General features: G+C 69.2%; 20 protein-coding genes. 10 read left to right on the top strand and 10 right to left on the bottom strand.

What is annotated here, in order from left to right; translation table 11 throughout:
• Positions 1–397 (bottom strand): NAD(P)-binding protein (locus A5702_RS06180; RefSeq protein WP_156669505.1); only part of this gene is annotated, 397 nt, incomplete at its 3' end.
• Positions 394–1,443 (bottom strand): uroporphyrinogen decarboxylase, encoded by a 1,050-nt coding sequence (gene hemE / locus A5702_RS06185; RefSeq protein WP_068219115.1) that lies wholly within the window; start codon positions 1,441–1,443, stop codon positions 394–396. The genes A5702_RS06180 and hemE, both read right to left, overlap by 4 nt.
• 57 nt (positions 1,444–1,500) lie before the next feature.
• Here hemE and A5702_RS06190 point away from each other — a divergent pair, with 57 nt between their 5' ends.
• The 3 genes from A5702_RS06190 to A5702_RS06200 all read left to right on the top strand — a co-directional run bounded on the left by A5702_RS06190 (position 1,501) and on the right by A5702_RS06200 (position 4,343).
• Complete coding sequence (locus tag A5702_RS06190) at positions 1,501–2,322, top strand: enoyl-CoA hydratase/isomerase family protein (protein ID WP_068219118.1); 822 nt, start codon at positions 1,501–1,503, stop codon at positions 2,320–2,322.
• Between the two features lie 76 nt (positions 2,323–2,398).
• Positions 2,399–3,055, top strand: a complete 657-nt coding sequence (locus A5702_RS06195; protein ID WP_082459790.1) for a DUF3000 domain-containing protein — start codon at positions 2,399–2,401, stop codon at positions 3,053–3,055.
• A gap of 1 nt (position 3,056) precedes the next feature.
• Positions 3,057–4,343, top strand: a complete 1,287-nt coding sequence (locus A5702_RS06200; protein ID WP_068219121.1) for a ribonuclease D — start codon at positions 3,057–3,059, stop codon at positions 4,341–4,343.
• A gap of 177 nt (positions 4,344–4,520) precedes the next feature.
• Here the strand turns inward: A5702_RS06200 and dxs are convergent, their stop codons facing one another.
• Entirely contained in the window at positions 4,521–6,434 is a 1,914-nt protein-coding gene (gene dxs / locus A5702_RS06205) for a 1-deoxy-D-xylulose-5-phosphate synthase (RefSeq protein WP_068219123.1), read from the bottom strand.
• 200 nt (positions 6,435–6,634) lie between these two features.
• On the opposite strand from dxs, the gene A5702_RS06210 reads away from it, so the two are divergent.
• The 3 genes from A5702_RS06210 to A5702_RS06220 are packed head-to-tail and all read left to right on the top strand — an operon-like array spanning position 6,635 to position 9,741.
• Positions 6,635–7,078 (top strand): CBS domain-containing protein, encoded by a 444-nt coding sequence (locus tag A5702_RS06210; protein ID WP_068219127.1) that lies wholly within the window; start codon positions 6,635–6,637, stop codon positions 7,076–7,078.
• Between the two features lie 43 nt (positions 7,079–7,121).
• Complete coding sequence (locus tag A5702_RS06215; protein WP_068219129.1) at positions 7,122–8,411, top strand: SLC13 family permease; 1,290 nt, start codon at positions 7,122–7,124, stop codon at positions 8,409–8,411.
• Positions 8,412–8,451: 40 nt separating this feature from the next.
• Entirely contained in the window at positions 8,452–9,741 is a 1,290-nt protein-coding gene (locus tag A5702_RS06220) for an ArsB/NhaD family transporter (RefSeq protein WP_068219132.1), read from the top strand.
• Here A5702_RS06220 and A5702_RS06225 read toward each other — a convergent pair.
• Together A5702_RS06225 and A5702_RS06230 are read right to left on the bottom strand one after the other, a co-directional pair.
• Positions 9,738–10,931: a class I SAM-dependent RNA methyltransferase gene (locus tag A5702_RS06225; protein ID WP_068219135.1), complete on the bottom strand. Its 1,194-nt coding sequence runs from the start codon at positions 10,929–10,931 to the stop codon at positions 9,738–9,740. The genes A5702_RS06220 and A5702_RS06225 overlap by 4 nt on opposite strands.
• A 29-nt stretch (positions 10,932–10,960) precedes the next feature.
• Positions 10,961–12,955, bottom strand: coding sequence for an APC family permease (locus A5702_RS06230; protein WP_068219137.1), 1,995 nt, complete (start codon positions 12,953–12,955; stop codon positions 10,961–10,963).
• Positions 12,956–13,084: 129 nt separating this feature from the next.
• On the opposite strand from A5702_RS06230, the gene A5702_RS06235 reads away from it, so the two are divergent.
• Positions 13,085–13,753, top strand: a complete 669-nt coding sequence (locus tag A5702_RS06235) for a TrkA family potassium uptake protein (protein WP_156349484.1) — start codon at positions 13,085–13,087, stop codon at positions 13,751–13,753.
• 12 nt (positions 13,754–13,765) lie between these two features.
• A complete protein-coding gene (locus A5702_RS06240; protein ID WP_055401627.1) occupies positions 13,766–14,443 on the top strand; it encodes a TrkA family potassium uptake protein in 678 nt (225 codons plus the stop codon).
• Positions 14,444–14,500: 57 nt separating this feature from the next.
• On the opposite strand, the gene A5702_RS06245 is transcribed toward A5702_RS06240, so the two are convergent.
• Positions 14,501–15,127 (bottom strand): DUF3159 domain-containing protein, encoded by a 627-nt coding sequence (locus A5702_RS06245; RefSeq protein ID WP_068219183.1) that lies wholly within the window; start codon positions 15,125–15,127, stop codon positions 14,501–14,503.
• A gap of 89 nt (positions 15,128–15,216) precedes the next feature.
• On the bottom strand, positions 15,217–15,585 hold the full coding sequence (locus A5702_RS06250; protein ID WP_055401629.1) for an OB-fold nucleic acid binding domain-containing protein: 369 nt from the start codon (positions 15,583–15,585) through the stop codon (positions 15,217–15,219).
• Positions 15,586–15,699: 114 nt separating this feature from the next.
• Between A5702_RS06250 and A5702_RS06255 the strand changes: the two genes are divergently transcribed.
• Positions 15,700–16,401, top strand: coding sequence for a hypothetical protein (locus tag A5702_RS06255; protein WP_068219140.1), 702 nt, complete (start codon positions 15,700–15,702; stop codon positions 16,399–16,401).
• Positions 16,402–16,411: 10 nt separating this feature from the next.
• Here A5702_RS06255 and A5702_RS06260 read toward each other — a convergent pair whose 3' ends face one another.
• On the bottom strand, positions 16,412–17,152 hold the full coding sequence (locus tag A5702_RS06260; RefSeq protein ID WP_067815408.1) for a DUF3710 domain-containing protein: 741 nt from the start codon (positions 17,150–17,152) through the stop codon (positions 16,412–16,414).
• A 49-nt stretch (positions 17,153–17,201) separates the two neighbouring features.
• A complete protein-coding gene (gene dut, locus A5702_RS06265) occupies positions 17,202–17,666 on the bottom strand; it encodes a dUTP diphosphatase (protein ID WP_055401634.1) in 465 nt (154 codons plus the stop codon).
• A gap of 25 nt (positions 17,667–17,691) precedes the next feature.
• On the opposite strand from dut, the gene A5702_RS06270 reads away from it, so the two are divergent.
• Entirely contained in the window at positions 17,692–18,177 is a 486-nt protein-coding gene (locus A5702_RS06270; RefSeq protein WP_055401637.1) for a DUF3093 domain-containing protein, read from the top strand.
• A 6-nt stretch (positions 18,178–18,183) separates the two neighbouring features.
• On the opposite strand, the gene A5702_RS06275 is transcribed toward A5702_RS06270, so the two are convergent.
• Positions 18,184–18,486, bottom strand: a complete 303-nt coding sequence (locus A5702_RS06275; protein WP_007171590.1) for a DUF4193 domain-containing protein — start codon at positions 18,484–18,486, stop codon at positions 18,184–18,186.
• Positions 18,487–18,626 lie beyond the last annotated feature (140 nt).

Below are 18,626 nucleotides of genomic sequence, written 5' to 3' on the forward strand. Positions count from 1 at the left end.
CGGGCTCGGCCTCGATGCGCGCGACGGTCGCCTCGTCGACCAACCCCGCGACCGAGCCGGCCGACGACGGGATGCCGATGACCGTGCCGGTGGGCAGCGGGTGCAACTCCTGCCGGCTGTAGATCAGCGGCCGCGCGCCGGTGGATACCAGTTGGCGCCCCGAGAGGCCCAGCTCGGCCAGCAGCGCCGGCATCTCGGGCCGGCGCAGCACGAACGCCTCGGCACCCAGGTCCATCGTCTGCCCGCCCACCCGCTCGGTGCGCAGGATCCCACCCAGCCGGTCGCCGGGATCGAACAGCGTGATGGCCGCGTCGTCGCCCACCGCCGCGCGCAGCCGGTACGCCGCCGTCAGCCCCGAAATACCGCCCCCAACAATGCAATACGAGGCGGCGGTCATAGGGAGTGGACCAGCGACACCAGATCGGTCAGCACCCCGGGGTCGGTGTCGGGCAGCACGCCGTGGCCGAGGTTGAAGACGTGGCCGCGCGCCCCCGCGTCGACGGCGCGGCGCCCGTCGTCGACGACGGCCCGGGCGGCGCGTTCCACGGCCGGCCAGCCCGCCATCAGCACCACCGGGTCGAGGTTGCCCTGCAGCGCCGTGCCTGGCGCGACGCGCGTCGCCGCGTCGGCCAGGGAGGTCCGCCAATCCACCCCCACCACCGTCGCGCCGACCGCCGACATGGCCCCGAGCAGTTCGGCGGTGCCCACCCCGAAGTGCGTCATCGGCACGCCGTGCTCGGCCAGCGCCCCGAAAACGCGGGCGCTGTGCGGCTGCACGTAGGCGCGGTAGTCGGCGAGCGACAGGGCGCCCGCCCACGAGTCGAACACCTGAATGGCGTCCACCCCGGCGTCCAGCTGCGCCCGCAGGAAGCCGACGGTGATGTCGGTCAGCTTCTCCAGCAGCGCGTGCCAGCTGCCCGGGTCGGCGAGCATCATCGCCTTGGTGCGGGCGTGGTGACGGCTCGGGCCACCCTCGATCAGGTACGACGCCAGGGTGAACGGCGCACCCGCGAACCCGATCAGCGGGACGCCCCCGAGGGCGGCCACCAACAGCGTGACCGCGTCGGCCACCGGTTGAATGCGTTGCCGGTCAAGGGGTTTCATCGCGTCCACATCGGCGGCGGTGCGCACCGGCGACGCGATCACCGGCCCGACGCCCGCGACGATGTCCAGGTCGACGCCCGCGCCGAGCAGCGGCACCACGATGTCGGAGAACAGGATCGCCGCGTCGACGTCGTGCCGGCGCACCGGCTGCAGGGTGATCTCGCAGACCAACTCGGCGTCGAAACAGGCCGACAGCATGTCGGTCTGGGCCCGCAGCGCCCGGTATTCGGGCAGCGAACGACCCGCCTGCCGCATGAACCAGACCGGGAGCCGGCCGGGTTTGCGACCGGTGACGGCGGCCAGGTACGGCGACTCTGGAAGGTCGCGGCGAGTAGTCATTGCGTTCAATGCTGCCACGACGGCGGCCCCCTCCCCGCGCTGCGTACTATCACGACCGTGCCAGTCAGCCAGCCGCCCGTGAATTACGACGAGTTCCCCAGCCTGCGCTGCGAAGTGGACGACGACGGCATTCTGACCCTGGTTCTCGACTCCCCCGGCCTCAATTCCGTCGGGCCGCAGATGCACCGCGACCTCGCCGACATCTGGCCGGTGATCGGCCGCGACCCCGCGGTGCGCGTGGTGCTGGTCCGCGGCGAGGGGAAGGCCTTCTCCTCCGGCGGCAGCTTCGACCTGATCGACGAGACCATCGGCGACTACGAAAGCCGGATGCGCATCATGCGGGAGGCCCGCGATCTGGTGCTCAACATGGTCAACTTCGACAAGCCCGTCGTCTCGGCGATCCGCGGGCCGGCCGTCGGCGCGGGCCTGGTGGTGGCCCTGCTCGCCGACGTCTCGGTGGCCGGTCGGACCGCGAAGCTCATCGACGGGCACACCAAGCTGGGGGTGGCCGCCGGCGACCACGCCGCGATCTGCTGGCCCCTGCTGGTCGGCATGGCCAAGGCCAAGTACTACCTGCTCACCTGCGAGACGCTGCTGGGCGAGGAAGCCGAGCGCATCGGCCTGGTGTCCGTCTGCGTCGACGACGACGACGTGCTGTCCACCGCGACGCGAATCGCCGAGGACCTGGCGCGGGGGGCGCAGAACGCGATCCGCTGGACGAAGCGCAGCCTCAACTCCTGGTACCGCATGTTCGCGCCCACCTTCGAGACCTCGCTCGGCCTGGAATTCCTCAGCTTCAGCGGCCCCGACGTGCGGGAAGGGCTGGCCGCGCACCGGGAGAAGCGGCCCGCCCGATTTACCGGCGGAAACGCCTCCTGAGCAGCGGCGATACCGTCGGATGAGGTCTGGTAACGGGTTGGTAGCGGTCGGCGCGCCTGATTCCGCGTGTCGGCCGATGGGTCTACCGTCGGACCCTGTGACCCGTGCCGCGCCGACGAAGGACGGCCGGGATGAACAGGAGCGGCGTCAAGTGACCTCAGCTGAACCGGAACCATTCCGCGAGGCAGTCGCGGCCATGAACGCCGTCACCGTGCGGCCCGAGCTGGAGCTGGGCCCCATCCGCCCGCCGCAGCGCCTGGCCCCCTACAGCTACGCGCTTGGGGCCGAGGTGAAACATCCCGACCGCGAGATTGTCCCCGAGCGATCCGACGGCGACGCCTTCGGCCGCCTGATCCTGCTCTACGACCCCGAAGGCGCCGACGCGTGGGACGGCACCATCCGGCTGGTCGCCTACATCCAGGCCGACCTGGATCCCAGCGAGGCCGTCGACCCCCTGCTGCCGGAGGTGGCGTGGAGCTGGCTGGTGGAGGCCCTGGAGTCGCGGATGGAACAGGTCACCGCCCTGGGCGGCACCGTCACCGCCACCACGTCGGTGCGCTACGGCGACATCTCCGGCCCGCCGCGCGCCCACCAGTTGGAGTTGCGGGCGTCCTGGACGGCGACCACGCCGCAGGTGGGCGTCCACGTCGAGGCCTTCTGTGAGGTACTGGAACACGCGGCGGGCCTCCCGCCGACGGGCGTCACGGATCTGAGCTCTCGGTCACGCGCCTGACATGTGCGAACCGGAGGCCGACGGGCCCGGCAGCACCGCGCCCGACGGCGCCGAACCGGAGCCCACGCCGCTGCTGCACCCGACCGAAGGGATCCCCGACCTTTCGGTGACGGTCCGCCAGATCGAGGAGGCCGCGCAGCGCCTGGATCAAGGGCGCGGCCCGTTCGCGGTGGACGCCGAGCGGGCGTCGGGTTTCCGGTATTCCAACCGCGCGTATTTGATCCAGATCCGGCGGGCCGGTGCCGGCACCGTGCTCATCGACCCGGTCAGCCACGGCGCCGACCCGCTGGAGGCGCTGCGGCCCGTCGCCGAGGTGCTGGGCGAGGACGAGTGGATCCTGCATTCCGCCGATCAGGACCTGCCCTGCCTGGCGGAGGTAGGACTGCACCCGCCGGCCCTGTACGACACCGAGCTGGCCGGGCGGCTGGCCGGGTTCGAGCGGGTGAACCTGGCGACCATGGTGGAGCGGCTGCTGGGGGCCGGGCTGGCCAAGGGCCACGGCGCGGCCGATTGGTCCAAACGGCCCCTGCCCGAGGAATGGCTCAACTACGCGGCGCTGGACGTCGAACTGCTCATCGAACTGCGCGCCGCGATCGCCGACGTTCTGAACCAGCAGGGCAAAAGCGGTTGGGCCGCTGAGGAATTCGACTACCTACGCGCGGTCGGATCCCGCGATCCGAGCGCGGCGACGCGGCGGGACCGGTGGCGGCGCACGTCGGGAATCCACCGGGTGCGCGACCAGCGCGGCCTGGCCGCGGTCCGCGAACTGTGGCTGACGCGCGACCGCATCGCCCAGCGCCGCGACATCGCGCCGCGCCGCATCCTGCCGGACTCGGCCATCATCGAGGCCGCCATCGCCGACCCGAAGACGGTCGAGGAACTCACCGCGCTGCCGGTGTTCGGCGGGCGCAATCAACGGCGCAGCGCCGCCACGTGGCTGGGGGCGCTGGAAGCCGCCCGGCAGACCAAGAATCCGCCCGTGGACGCCGAACCGCCGAACGGGCCGCCGCCGCCGGCGCGGTGGAGCCGGCGCAAACCCGAGGCCGCCGCGCGGCTGGAGGCGGCGCGGGCCGCGCTGTCGGAGGTGTCGGAACGGGTCAACGTCCCCACCGAGAACCTGGTCTCGCCCGACCTGGTGCGGCGGCTGTGCTGGGACTGGGAGGCCGCGCCCGATCCCTTCGAGGCGGTCGAGACGTTCCTGCGCGCCGGGCAGGCCCGGCCGTGGCAGCGGGAATTGGTCGATCCCGTGCTGGCGCGCGCGCTGCAACCGCCGGTCGAGGACGACTAGTTCCGGAGTGTGCGCGCGTCGGGTGTGAATCGTGGGCATCGCGTGTGCGCGCAGGGCGGAAAAATCAGCTAAATCCCTCCCTGAGCGCACACTCAAAGCCCTGAATGCACTCCCGGTCGGGGCATTAGTCGGTGGTGACAACCCGGTTCGCACGGCTCCGCCGCGCTCCCGAGGCGTCTAGTCGAGGTGCTCGCGGATCTCCGCCTCGGTGACGGGGCTGCCCAGGGCGGCGACCCAGCCGGTGATGCGGCGGGCCACGTCCTGATCCGTCAGCCCCAGGTCGGCCAGCAGCTCACCCCGCGCGGCGTGCTCGTAGAACCGCTGCGGCAGGCCGACGTCGCGGCACGGAACATCGATGTCCGCGCCGCGCAGGGCCGACGACACCGCCGACCCGACGCCGCCGTTGACCCCGTTGTCCTCGCAGGTGACGACGAGCTTGTGCTGCCGGGCCAGTTCCAGCACCCCGTCGGACACCGGGAGCACCCAGCGCGGGTCGATCACCGTCACGCCGATCCCCTGGTTGTGCAGCCGCTTGGCCACCTCGAGCGCCATCGGGACGAACGCGCCGACGCCCACCAGCAGCACGTCATGGTTCAACCCGGCGGCCGGCACGGCGAGCACGTCGACGCCCGACCGGCGCTCGAGGGCCGGAATGTCTTCCCCCACATCGCCTTTGGGGAACCGCAGTGCCGTCGGGCCGTCGTTGACGTCGAGGGCCTCACCGAGTTCCTCACGCAGCCGGGTGGCATCCCTGGGCGCCGCCACCCGCATGCCGGGCACGATGCCCAGCATCGAGAGGTCCCACATGCCGTTGTGGCTGGCGCCGTCGTTGCCGGTGATCCCGGCCCGGTCCAGCACCATGGTGACGGGCAGCTTGTGCAGCGCGACGTCCATCATGATCTGGTCGAAGGCCCGGTTGAGGAACGTCGAGTAGATGGCCACCACCGGGTGCATGCCGCCCATCGCCAGGCCCGCGGCCGACGTCAGCGCGTGCTGCTCGGCGATGCCGACGTCGAACAGGCGATCGGGAAACTGTTGCCCGAACGCCGACAACCCCGTCGGGCCGGGCATCGCCGCGGTGATGGCGACGATGTCGCGGCGTTTCCTCGCGTAGCCGATGAGCGCTTCGGAGAACGTGGCGGTCCAGCCCGGGCCGGCGATCTTGGTGGCCTGCCCGGTGACCGGGTCGATCACGCCGCAGGAGTGCATCTGCTCGGCCTCGTCGTCCTCGGCCGGCGCGTAACCCATGCCCTTGCGGGTGACGACGTGCACGATCACCGGCCTGCCGAAGCCGCGCGCGTGGCGCAGTGCCATCTCCACCGCGCGTTCGTCGTGACCGTCGACCGGGCCGACGTACTTCAGGCCCAGGTCGGTGAACAGCAACTGCGGGGACAGCGAGTCCTTGATGCCGGCCTTGACGCTGTGCATGAAGCGATACGCCATCTGACCCACCAGCGGCAGCGAACGCACCGCGTCGCGGCCCCGCTCCAGGACCTGCTCGTAGGCCGGCTGCAGGCGCAGGGTGGCCAGGCGGTCGGCGACGCCGCCGATCGTCGGTGCATAGCTGCGCCCGTTGTCGTTGACGACGATGATCACCGGCCGGCGCGACGCGGCGATGTTGTTCAGCGCCTCCCAGCACATGCCGCCGGTGAGCGCGCCGTCGCCGACCACGGCGACGACGTGCCGGTTGCGGTGGCCGGTCAGCTCGAACGCCTTGGCAAGGCCGTCGGCGTAGGACAGCGCCGCGCTGGCGTGGCTGGACTCCACCCAGTCGTGTTCGCTCTCGGCGCGCGACGGATAGCCCGACAGGCCGCCCTTCTTGCGGAGGCTCTCGAAGTCCTGCGAGCGCCCGGTCAGCATCTTGTGCACGTAGGCCTGATGACCGGTGTCGAAGACGATCGGGTCGTGCGGCGAGTCGAAGACGCGGTGCAGCGCCAGCGTCAGTTCGACCACGCCGAGGTTGGGCCCCAGGTGTCCCCCGGTGGCAGCGACCTTGTGGATCAGGAACTGGCGAATCTCGGCGGCAAGTTCGCGCAGCTGCTGTTGGGACAGGTACTGCAGATCAGCGGGCCCGCGGATCTGTTCCAGCATCCCGACAGTCTACGCAGCCACCGGGGGGTGGCGCCGGTGCGGAGTTTGCGATTTCACTCGCCCTCGCCGCAGCCGCGCCTTTGGTAACCTCAGTCTCGCGGTGAGCCGGGAAGCCTGGTCGGCACGTTGTCCCGCCGACCCAGGAGTACGCCGTGACCGCCGCTCTCGCCGCACACCCCCCGCGGACGTATCGTCGCTTCATGCGCGCCGAGCAGATCGCCGAGGATTTTCCGTTCGTGAGCGTTGATACCGACGCGCTCGATGCGGCTCGCCTCCTCGCCGAGCACCGGCTGCCGGGTTTGCTCGTCACCGACCCTTTGGGCAGTCCCTACGCGGTGCTGCCCGCCTCCCAGGTCGTCAGATTCATCGTGCCGCGCTACGTGCAGGACGATCCGTCTCTGGCCGGTGTGCTGAACGAGTCGATGGCTGACCGCTGCGCGGAGAAGCTGAGCGGCAAGAAGGTGCGCGACGTGTTGCCGGACCACCTGCTCGACGTACCTCCGGCCGACGCCGACGACACGATCATCGAGGTGGCGGCCCTGATGGCGCGGGAGAGAAGCCCTCTGGTCGCGGTGGTCAAAGACGGCAAGCTGATCGGGGCCGTCACGGCATCGCGCGTCCTCGCGGCGGCGCTGAACCGTTGATATCCAGGAAGTCGGCGATCACGGGCCTGCGGGCACACACGCGATGAGCGCGATCGCGATCGTCGTGTTCGTGGTCGCCTACGCGTTCATCGCCACCGATCGCTTCAACAAGACGCTGATTGCGCTTACGGGGGCGGCAATCGTGGTGATGCTGCCGATCATCACGTCCGACGACGTCTTCTACTCCCGCGACACCGGAATCGACTGGGACGTCATCTTTTTGCTCCTGGGCATGATGATCATCGTCAGCGTCCTGCGCCAAACCGGCGTGTTCGAATACGTCGCGATCTGGGCCGCCAAACGGGCCCAGGGCTCGCCACTGCGCATCATGATCCTGTTGGTCGTGGTAACGGCCGTCGCCTCGGCCTTGCTCGACAACGTCACAACGGTGCTGCTCGTCGCCCCGGTGACGCTGCTGGTATGCGACCGGTTGGCGATCAACCCCGCGCCGTATCTGATGGCCGAAGCGATGGCGTCGAATATCGGCGGCACCGCGACGTTGGTCGGCGATCCGCCCAACATCATCATCGCCAGCAAGGGCGGGCTGACGTTCAACGACTTCCTGATCCACTTGGCGCCGATCGTGATCATCGTGATGGCGGTCCTCGTCGTCATGCTGCGGCGGCTGTTCCCCGGTGCGTTCACCGTTGATCCCGAGCGGGTCGCCGACGTGATGTCGCTGGAAGAGAAGGAAGCCATCCGCGACCGCGGGCTGCTGATCAAGAGCGGTGCCGTCCTGGTGGCCGTCTTCGCGGGTTTCATCGCCCACGCGCCTCTGCACATGGACCCCTCCATGGTGGCGATGCTGGGCGCAGGCCTCCTGATCGTGGTCTCGCGGCTCGAGCAGAGCGACTACTTCTCCAGCGTCGAGTGGGACACGCTGTTGTTCTTCGCGGGCCTGTTCATCATGGTCGGCGCTCTGGTCAAGACCGGCGTCGTCAAACAACTGGCGCACGTTGCCGTCACCGCGACCGGCGGCAACACATTATTGGCGACCATGGTGATTTTGGGCGCATCCCTGTTGATCAGCGGGGTCGTCAACAACGTCCCCTATGCCGCGACGATGGCACCGATTGTCGCGGATCTGGCTCCGGCCCTTGGGGATCACGTCAACCCGGGTGTGTTGTGGTGGGCGCTTGCGCTCGGCACCGACTTCGGCGGCAACCTGACCGCCGTCGGCGCCAGCGCCAACGTCGTCATTCTCGGCATCGCCAAGCGCGCCGACAATCCAATCTCGTTCTGGGAGTTCACCCGCAAGGGCGCAATCGTCACGGTGATGTCCGTGGTGTTGTCCGCCGTCTACCTCTGGTTGCGTTACTTCGTGCTGGGCTGACGTTATCTGGCCTCATGCCTGAAGATTCGGAGAGCACTCGATGAGCCTGTTAGCCGTCACGGTGTTCGTCGCCGCTTACGTGCTGATCGCCAGCGACCGAGTCAACAAGACGTTGGCCGCGCTGGCCGGTGCGGCGATCGTGGCGAGTTTGCCGGTGATCAGCTCGGATGACCTGTTCTACTCACACAAGACCGGAATCGACTGGGACGTCATCTTTTTGCTGCTGGGCATGATGATCATCGTCAGCGTGCTGCGGCAGACTGGAGTGTTCGAATTCGTGGCCATCTGGGCGGCCAAACGGGCCCGTGGTTCACCGTTGCGCATCATGATCCTGTTGGTCCTGGTGATGGGGATCGGTTCGGCGTTACTGGACAATGTCACCACCGTGCTGCTCGTCGCGCCGGTGACCCTGTTGGTATGTGATCGGCTGGAGATCAACGCGGCGCCGTTTCTCATGGCCGAGGTCTTCTCCGCCAACATCGGCGGCGCGGCGACCTTGGTCGGCGACCCGCCAAACATCATCATCGCCAGCCGGGCGGGATTGACCTTCAACGATTTCCTTCTGCACATGGCGCCGGCCGTCGTCCTTGTGATGGTCGTCTTTGTCGCGCTGCTGCCGTTGCTGTTCCGGGGTTCGTTTTCGGTCGATCCGGATCGGGTCGCCGACGTCATGTCGCTCGACGAGCACGAGGCCATCCGCGATCGCCGGCTGCTCATCAAGTCCGGCCTTGTCCTGCTACTGGTTTTCGTCGGCTTCATCGCCCATCCGGTGCTGCACATGCAGCCCTCGATTGTGGCGATGCTGGGCGCCGGCACGCTGGTCGTGATCTCCCGGCTGGAACCGTCCGACTATTTGTCGAGCGTCGAGTGGCATACCCTGCTGTTCTTCGCCGGGCTGTTCATCATGGTCGGGGCGCTGGTGAAGACGGGTGTCGTTGACCAACTCGCACGGGCGGCAAGCTCGCTGAGCGGCGGCAACGAGGTGTTCACCGCGTTTCTGATACTCGGCATCTCGGCGCCAGTGTCGGGTGTCATCGACAACATCCCCTACGTCGCGACGATGACACCGATCGTCACCGAACTCGTCGCGGCCATTCCGGATCGCGCCAACCCGGACACACTGTGGTGGGCCCTGGCGTTAGGCGCCGATTTCGGCGGTAACCTCACCGCCGTCGGAGCCAGCGCCAACGTGGTCATGCTGGGAATATCGCGACGGGCGGGCCACCCCATCAGCTTCTGGGAATTTACGCGCAAAGGTCTTGTGGTGACCACTATTTCGCTCGCGGTCGCGGCGCTCTACATGTGGTTGCGCTACTTCTTGTTCAGCTAGGCGCGGGTCAGCAGCGCGACGCATTCGGTGTGATGGGTGAGCGGGAATGCGTCGAACACCTTGATCTCCTCGACGGCGTAGCCGCGGCCGAGGTAGAGCCCGATGTCGCGCGCGAATGATGCCGCCTCGCAACCGATGTGGACCACGCGTGGGACGCCCGCGGCGGCCAGGAGGTCGATGATTTCGCGCCCGGCGCCCGCCCGCGGCGGGTCCAGCACCGCGACGTCCGCGTTCGATCTTTGCGCGCCCAGCGCCCGCCGCACCGAGTCGGTGACGACCTGCACTTGGGGCAGGTCGTCCAGCGCGGCCCGGGCGGCCCGCGTGGCGGCGCGCGAGGTGTCGACGCTCAGCACCCGTCCCGACTCCCCGACCGCCGCCCCGAGCGCCGCGGCGAAAACGCCCGCGCCGCCGTAGAGGTCCCAAGCGGTCATGCCCGGGGCGGGCTGCGCCCAGTCGGCAACCAGGCGGCTGTACACCGTGGCCGCGCCACGGTGCGCCTGCCAGAAGGCGGTGACCGGGATCTGCCAGCTGCGGGCGCCCACTCGCTGCACCGCCTCGTAGCCGCCCTCCACGACCTTGGTCGCGGTCCGTCTGCCCTGCCGCAGCGTGCGCACCACGTGCCGCGCACCGTCGTCGTCCACGACCACGTGCAGCTGCGCGGTTGGGGGCCAATCGGGTTCGGCGAGTCCGTCGAGCATGCCGGCCGGCAGCTGCGCGCAGCGCAGGTCGGTGACCAGCTCGTCGCTGTGATACCGGTGAAAGCCGGGGCGCCGGCCCGCGCCCACCTCGAGCCGGACGCGGGTGCGCCACCCCGTCGGCCCGGAACCCGGCAGCGGTTCGGCCTCGCCGTCCCACCGGTGCCCGCCCAACCGCTCGAGCTGATTGGCCACCACCTGCGCCTTGAGCGCGCGGGCCGCCCGCGGAGTGGCGAACGCCAGGTCGCAACACCCGGCGCCGTCCACGCCCGCGATCGGGCACAGCGATTCGACGCGATCCTCGGATGGGTCCAGCACCTCGAGAACCTCTGCATGCCAATAGGATCCGCGATCGGCGGTGACCCGCACCCGCACCCGCTCACCCGGCAACGCGTAGCGGACGAACACCACCCGCCCTTCGTGATGCGCCACGCAGCTGCCACCGTTGGCCGGCGCGCCGGCGACCAACGTCAGCTCCCCATCCGGGGGCAGCACCGCGTGGGGCGCCCCGGGTGCTTCACGGGTCAATCGAAGATTCCCCGTCGAGTGTCACCCGGGGCCGCGTGCGGTTGCAGCGTCTTGAGCCGCTCCGACGAATTCAGTTGCCACGGAACCGAAGTCACCATCACGTTGGGCATGAACAGGAGCCGGCCCTTGAGCCGAAGCGCGCTCTGGTTGTGCAGCACCTGCTCCCACCAATGGCCCACCACGTACTCGGGAATGAACACGGTGACCACCGTTCGCGGCGACTCCTTACTGACGCGTTTGACGTAATCCAGTATTGGCCGGGTGATTTCGCGGTATGGCGAGGCGATGACCTTCAGCGGCACGCTGATGTCGCTCTCCTCCCACTGGTGCACCAACTCGCGGGTCTCGGCCTCGTCGACGCTGACGGTGAGCGCCTCGAGCACGTCGGGGCGGGTGGCGCGGGCGTAGGCCAGTGCGCGCAACGTCGGCAGATGCAGCTTGGACACCAGCACCAGCGCGTGATTTCGGCTGGGCAGCACCACGTCGTGCTCGGCGGCGGCCTGCTCTTCCAGTTCCCGGCTGACGGTGCCGTAATGCCGGTGGATCATCTTCATGATCCCGAACAGCAAGCTCATCGCGAACAACGCGATCCACGCGCCGGCGACGAACTTGGTGACCAGGACGACCAGCAGTACCGCGCCGGTGGCCATCAATCCGATCGTGTTGACCACCCGGGACCGCATCATCTGGCGCCGAGCCCGCGGGTCGGTCTCGGTGCGCAGCAGCCGGGTCCAGTGCCGGACCATACCGATCTGGCTCAGCGTGAACGAAATAAACACGCCGACGATGTACAGCTGGATCAGCGCGCTGAGCTCGGCACGGAACGCGATGATCGCCAGCAGGGCGGCCCCGGACAGAAACAGGATTCCATTGGAGAACGCCAACCGGTCCCCGCGCGTGTGCAGCTGGCGCGGCAGATAGCTGTGCTGCGCCAGGATCGAGCCGAGCACCGGGAATCCGTTGAAGGCGGTGTTGGCCGCCAGCACCAGGATGAGCGCGGTCACGGCTGCGATCAGTAGGAAGCCGATGTGAAAGCTCCCGAACACCACCTGTGCGAGCTGCGCGACGAGCGTCTTCTGGTAGTAGTGCGGCGGGGTGCCCGACAGTTGCCTTGCCGGGTCGTCGACGACTTGGACGCCAGTCTTCTTGGCCAGCAGGATCATGCCCATGAACAAGCTCACCGCGATCACGCCGAGCATCAGCAGTGTGGTGGCGGCATTGCGCGACTTGGGTTTCTGGAACGCCGGGACTCCGTTGCTGATCGCCTCCACACCGGTGAGCGCCGCGCAGCCCGAGGAGAACGACCGCGCCACCAGGAACGCCAGGGCGAAACCGACGATCTGGCCGTGCTCGGCATGCATCTGGAAACCCGCGGATTCGGCCCGCAGCGGATCACCAAGTACGAAGGCCCGGATCAATCCCCAGCCGATCATGACGGTCAAACCGATGATGAACGCGTACGTCGGGATGGCGAACGCCAGCCCGGACTCGCGGACGCCGCGCAAGTTCATCGCCATCACCAGCAGGATGGCCGCCACGCAGAACCACACCTTGTGCTCGGCCACGATGGGGATGGCCGAGCCGATGTTGGACATCGCCGACGCCGTCGAAACGGCAACGGTGAGAATGTAATCCACCAATAGGGCACTGGCGACCACGAGGCCGGCGGTGTCGCCGAGGTTGGTGGTGACCACCTCGTAGTCCCCGCCACCCGAGGGGTAGGCGTGCACGTTCTGCCGGTAGCTGGCGACCACGACCAACATGACCGCGGCCACCGCAAGACCGATCCACGGCGCCAGCGCGTACGCGGACAGGCCGGCAACCGAGAGCATCAGGAAGATCTCCTCGGGCGCGTAGGCCACGGAGGACAACGCGTCGGAGGCGAACACCGGCAGGGCGATCCGCTTGGGCAGCAGGGTGTGGCTCAGCCGGTCGCTGCGGAACGGCCGGCCGATCAGCAACCGACGCGCTGCGGTGGAAAGTTTGGACACGAGAGCCAAGACTAAGCCCACCGGGGTGTGGCGGTAGCTTCGTAGGTGAGAATGTTTGCCGACCCGAAATCGGCTGGCCGACGTGGGTTGCCGATGGGGGCCGCAGGACGCAGCCGAGAGGATCGGAAATTGCGAGTAGTGGTGATGGGCTGCGGCCGCGTCGGTTCCTCGGTGGCCGACGGGCTGTCGCGGATCGGCCACGACGTCGCGGTCATCGACCGCGACAGCACGGCCTTCAACCGGCTCAGCCCGGAATACGGCGGGGAACGGGTGCTCGGCCAGGGGTTCGACCGCGACGTGTTGCTGCGGGCCGGCATCGAGGAGGCGGACGCGTTCGCCGCCGTGTCCTCCGGGGACAACTCGAACATCATCTCGGCGCGGCTGGCCCGGGAGACCTTCGGCGTGAAGCGCGTCGTGGCCCGGATCTACGACGCCAAGCGCGCGGAGGTGTACGAGCGCCTCGGCATCCCCACCATCGCCACCGTGCCCTGGACCACCGACCGCCTGCTCAACGCGCTGCTGCGGGACACCGAAACCGCCAAGTGGCGGGACCCGACCGGCACAGTGGCCGTCGCGGAGGTCGTCCTGCACGAGGAGTGGATCGGGCACCGGGTCACCGATCTCGAGCAGGCCACCGGCGCCCGGGTCGCCTTCCTGATCCGGTTCGGCGCCGGCGTCCTGCCCGAGCCCAAGACGGCGCTGCAGGCCGGCGATCAGGTCTACGTCGCGGCGATCTCGGGCCGCGCCGCCGAGGCCGTGGCCATCGCGGCGCTGCCACCCAGTGAAGAACTCGGTTAAGGAGCGGCGCAAATGAAGGTAGCTGTCGCCGGGGCCGGCGCGGTCGGCCGCTCCGTGAGTCGCGAACTCGTCGGCAACGGCCACGACGTGACGCTCATCGAGCGCAACCCCGATCACGTCGACGTCGACGCCATCCCCGCCGCGCACTGGCGGCTCGGCGACGCCTGCGAGCTGAGCCTGCTGGAATCGGTGCACCTGCAGGAGTTCGACGTGGTGGTGGCCGCGACCGGCGACGACAAGGCCAACGTCGTGCTCAGCCTGCTGGCCAAGACCGAATTCGCGGTGCCCCGGGTGGTGGCCCGGGTCAACGACCCCCGCAACGAATGGTTGTTCACCGACGCCTGGGGCGTGGATGTGGCGGTGTCCACCCCGCGCATGCTCGCCTCGCTGATCGAAGAGGCCGTGGCGGTCGGTGATCTGGTGCGGCTCATGGAATTCCGCAGAGGGCAGGCCAACCTCGTCGAGATCACCCTGCCCGACGACACGCCCTGGGGCGGCAAGCCGGTGCGCCGGCTGCAGCTGCCCCGCGACGCCTCGCTGGTGACCATCCTGCGCGGCCCGCGGGTGATCGTGCCCGAGGCGGACGAACCGCTGGAGGGCGGCGACGAGCTGCTGTTCGTCGCGGTCGCCGAGGCCGAAGAGGACCTGCGCAAGCTGCTACTGCCGGACGGCCCGGCGCTCAGCGACTAGGGCTAGGCCCATGGCGGTGACCCGCAGCGCCCGGCTCCGCCGCGCTCGCGATCACCGCTAGTCGCGGACCGGGTCGGCCGCGATCTGGGTGCCGGTGTCACCGGCCGCCAACATGGCACGCTGGGCCGACTTGATCGCCAGGTACGTCACCAGCGCGGCCGCCACGGTCAGCGGCCAGCCCATCGCGATGCGCGCGAATGCCAGCCAGCCGGTCTGGTCGGCGTCGTAGAGCATGCCCTGGACCACGAACCGGGCGGCGAAGACCAGCACCCAGAAGACCGATGCGATGTCGAACGCGTAGACGGCCCTCGGCACGTCGCGCCAGGCGCGGCCACGCCCGGTGGCCCAGCTCCACACGTAGCCGACCAGCGGCCGCCGGATGATCACCGACGCCGCGACCACCACCGCCCAGACCAGCGACGTCCAGATGCCGATCAGGAAGTAGCCCTTGGACTCCCCGACGATGTAGGCGACCAGCGCGCAGATGGCCACGCCGAAGAACCCCGAGAATGCGGGCTGCGGCGATTCCCGTCGGATCAGCCGCCACAGCAGGACCAGCGCCGCCGCGGCCAGCGCGGCGCCGATGGCCACGAACAGGCCCCACAGGCTCGACGCGATGACGAAGATCACAACCGGCAGCGACGAATAGATGACGCCGCTGACCCCGCCCGCCTGTCGCAGCAGCCGTTCCGCGGTAAGCCGGTTAACGCTCGCGCGTTCGGGCGCGGTCGAATCGTGCGGTCCCGGACTCGACTCCCGATCGTCGGGAAGCGTCACCGCTGAATTTCGTAGTGCGGGTTGTAGATGGCCTTGGTGCCGTTCTCCAGCTTGCCCAGCCGCCCCCGCACCCGCAGCTTGCGGCCCGAGTCGATGCCCGGGATCCGCCGCTGCCCCAACCAGACCAGGGTGACCGTGTCGCTGCCGTCGAACAGCTCGGCGCGGACGCCGCCCGCGCAGGCCTTGCCGTTACATTCCACGCTGCGCAGCGTGCCGATCATGGTGACCTCTTGGCCACGCTCGCAATCGATAACCCGTTGCGCGCCGGTGCTTGCGACCTCGTCGGACAACTCTTCAGAGTCGCGTTGCTCCGGCGCCTCCGTCAACCGACGGGTGAGCCGGCGAAGATATCCTTGGGCCCCCATGGCCACTCCTGACAATGCTGATAAGCCTCGGCGCTTCCACTTATGCCAACGGACACCGTAGACCTGTTGGTTCCCGCGCGCCAACCGACTCAAACGTGGTGCCACTATCGGGGTGTGGCTGTCGATCTGCGGGGTGTCACGACGGTGTTGTTGCCGGGCACCGGGTCCGACGACGACTACGTCTACCGGGCCTTTTCCGGTCCGTTGCGCGGTGCCGGCGCCGTCCTGGTGGCCCCGCCGCCCCAGCCGGATCGGTTGATCGACGGCTACGTCTCGGCGTTGGACGCCGCCGCGCGCACCGGCCCGATCGCGGTCGGCGGCGTCTCGATCGGCGCGGCGGTGGCGGTCGCCTGGGCACTGACCCACGCGGACAAGGCGGTCGCGGTGCTGGCCGCGCTGCCGGCCTGGGCCGGGGCGCCGGAGGAGGCGCGCGCGGCGCTGGCGGCGCGGTACACCGCCGCGCAGCTGCGCGCCGACGGGCTGGAGGCGACGACCGGCCAGATGCGGGCGTCGAGCCCGGCGTGGCTGGCCGACGAGCTGGCCCGTTCGTGGCGCGCCCAGTGGCCGCAACTGCCCGACGCGATGGACGAGGCCGCCGCCCATGTGGCGCCGGACCACGCCGAGCTGGCCCGGCTGGCCGTGCCGATGGGCGTGGCGGCCGCCGTCGACGACCCCATCCATCCGTTGCGGGTGGGTGAGGAGTGGGTGCACGCCGCGCCGCGCGCGGCGCTGCGGACGGTGACGCTCGACGAGATCGGCTCGGATCCGGCCGCGCTGGGCGCGGCGTGCCTGGCCGCCCTCGCCGACGTGGACTAGCCGGTTCGGGTCAGCCGCCGGTGGTGGTGCGCAGCTGCTGCATGGCCGAGCCATCGGCGCTGCGGCGCGCCGCCGGCTCGGGCGGCCCCTGCTCCGCGGCCTCTTGCGCGGCGGCCTGCTGGGCGGCCGCGGCCTCGCGCAGTTGCTGCGCCATCGGCTCGGGCAGCTGCACGGTCAACGGGGTGCGCACCGGCAGCGGTGTGTCGCCGCGGCGAACGACGGTGTCCGCCAACGCCGCTCGTGCCTCCTGCTCGAGGGCTTCCATCGTCTCGTGCGCCCCGTTGACGACGCAGCGGATCATCCAGCGGTAGCCGTCGACGCCGATGAAGCGGACCGCGCCGGACGCGGAGCCGACCACCTCGCGGCCCCACGGGCCGTCCTTGATGCTGACTTGGGCCCCGTCCTTGCGCAGCGAGTCGGCGAGCTCGCTGGCCACCTCACGCCACAGCCCACCGGTTTTCGGTGCCGCGTAGGCGGCGATGGTGAACCGGCCGTTGGGCGTGACGACCCACACGGCGCTGGGGACCCCGGTCTCGGTCAGCTCGACCTGTAACTGGCCCGCCTCCGGCATCGGGATGAGCACCGAGCCCAGGTCCAGCCGCGCGAGCTCCGCGACGGAGGGGTCGTCGAAATCGTCGATGTCGAACGGGCCCTCGAGCTCTTCGTCGAACTCCTCGTCGATCGGGTCGGCGGCGGCTTCCGCGTCCACCGGCTTGTCACTGTCGTCGTTGTTTCTCTTAAGTGCCGCCATCAGTGCCGCTCCTCCTCCTCATCGCTCCGCTCTGCATCGTCGCTAGCGGTCACAAACTCGCATGTCCGCCGGAGGAACCGTGGCCACCGTCGCCACGGGATGTTTCGGCCAGGCCGGCCTCGTCGAACGACGACACCTCGACCAGCTCGACCAGCTCGACCCGCTGCACCAGCAGTTGGGCGATGCGGTCACCACGATGCACGACGATCGGCTCGGCGGGATCGAGGTTGATCAGCGCGACCTTGATCTCGCCGCGGTAGCCCGCGTCGATGGTGCCCGGGCTGTTGACGATCGAAAGCCCCACGCGCGACGCCAAACCCGAACGTGGGTGGACCAGCCCGACCATCCCGAACGGGATCGCGACCGCCACCCCCGTGCGCACCAGGGCGCGTCGCCCGGGTTCCAGCTTGAGGTCTTCCGCGCTGTAGAGATCCACCCCGGCGTCGCCCTCGTGGGCGCGCACGGGCATAGGGAGCTCGGGATCGAGGCGGACGATGGCCAGACTGGTCGACACGGGGCCACAGATTACCCTTGACTGCGTGTCCGGTACGCGCGTCGCGCCGCACAGTGTGCGATATCGCGAACGACTGTGGGTGCCCTGGTGGTGGTGGCCGTTGGCCTTCGGGCTGGCGGGGCTGCTCGCATTCGAAGTCAACATGGGCGTCGCCCCCCGGCCGTCCTGGCTGCCGTACGCAACGCTTTTCGCGGTGGCGACCGGAACCCTGCTGTGGCTGGGCCGCGTGGAGATCCGGGTGACCGCCGACCCGAGCGTGCCGGGCGGGGTGGAACTGTGGGCCGGCGAGGCCCACCTGCCGGTCACCGCGGTCGCCCGGTCCGCCGCGGTTGCGCCGTCGGCCAAATCCGCGGCGCTGGGCCGCCAGCTCGACCCCGCGGCTTTCGTGCTGCACCGGGCATGGGTCGGCCCGATGATCCTGGTCGTCCTGGACGACCCGGACGACCCCACGCCGTACTGGCTGGTGAGCTGCCGCCACCCCGAGCGGGTGCTGTCGGCATTGCGCAGCTGACCCGGGTCAAGCCGCGCAGTCGGTACAGATCATCAGGCCGTTCTTCTCGCTGGCCAGCCGGCTTCGGTGTTGCACCAGGAAACAGCTCGAGCAGGTGAACTCGTCAGCCTGCTTCGGAATGACGCGGACCGACAGTTCTTCTCCGGACAGGTCGGCACCGGGCAGTTCGAAAGATTCGGCGGTTTCGGATTCGTCGACGTCGACCACGGCCGAAGCCGCCTCGTTGCGTCGTGCTTTGAGCTCCTCCAGCGAGTCCTCCGAGACGTCGTCAGTCTCGGTGCGCCGTGGAGCGTCATAGTCGGTAGGCATTGCCCTATCCCCTCACATGCCCTCATTGCTCAAGCATCGCTTTGTACCAGCGTCGAACGCATCCACCAAATGATTCGTGCCCGGATCACGGTCCGTTAATGTGTGATTTACGTCACACACCCATTTTGGGCCTTGCGTTC

The organism is Mycobacterium sp. E3339, from assembly GCF_001666915.1.
Taxonomy (GTDB): domain Bacteria; phylum Actinomycetota; class Actinomycetes; order Mycobacteriales; family Mycobacteriaceae; genus Mycobacterium.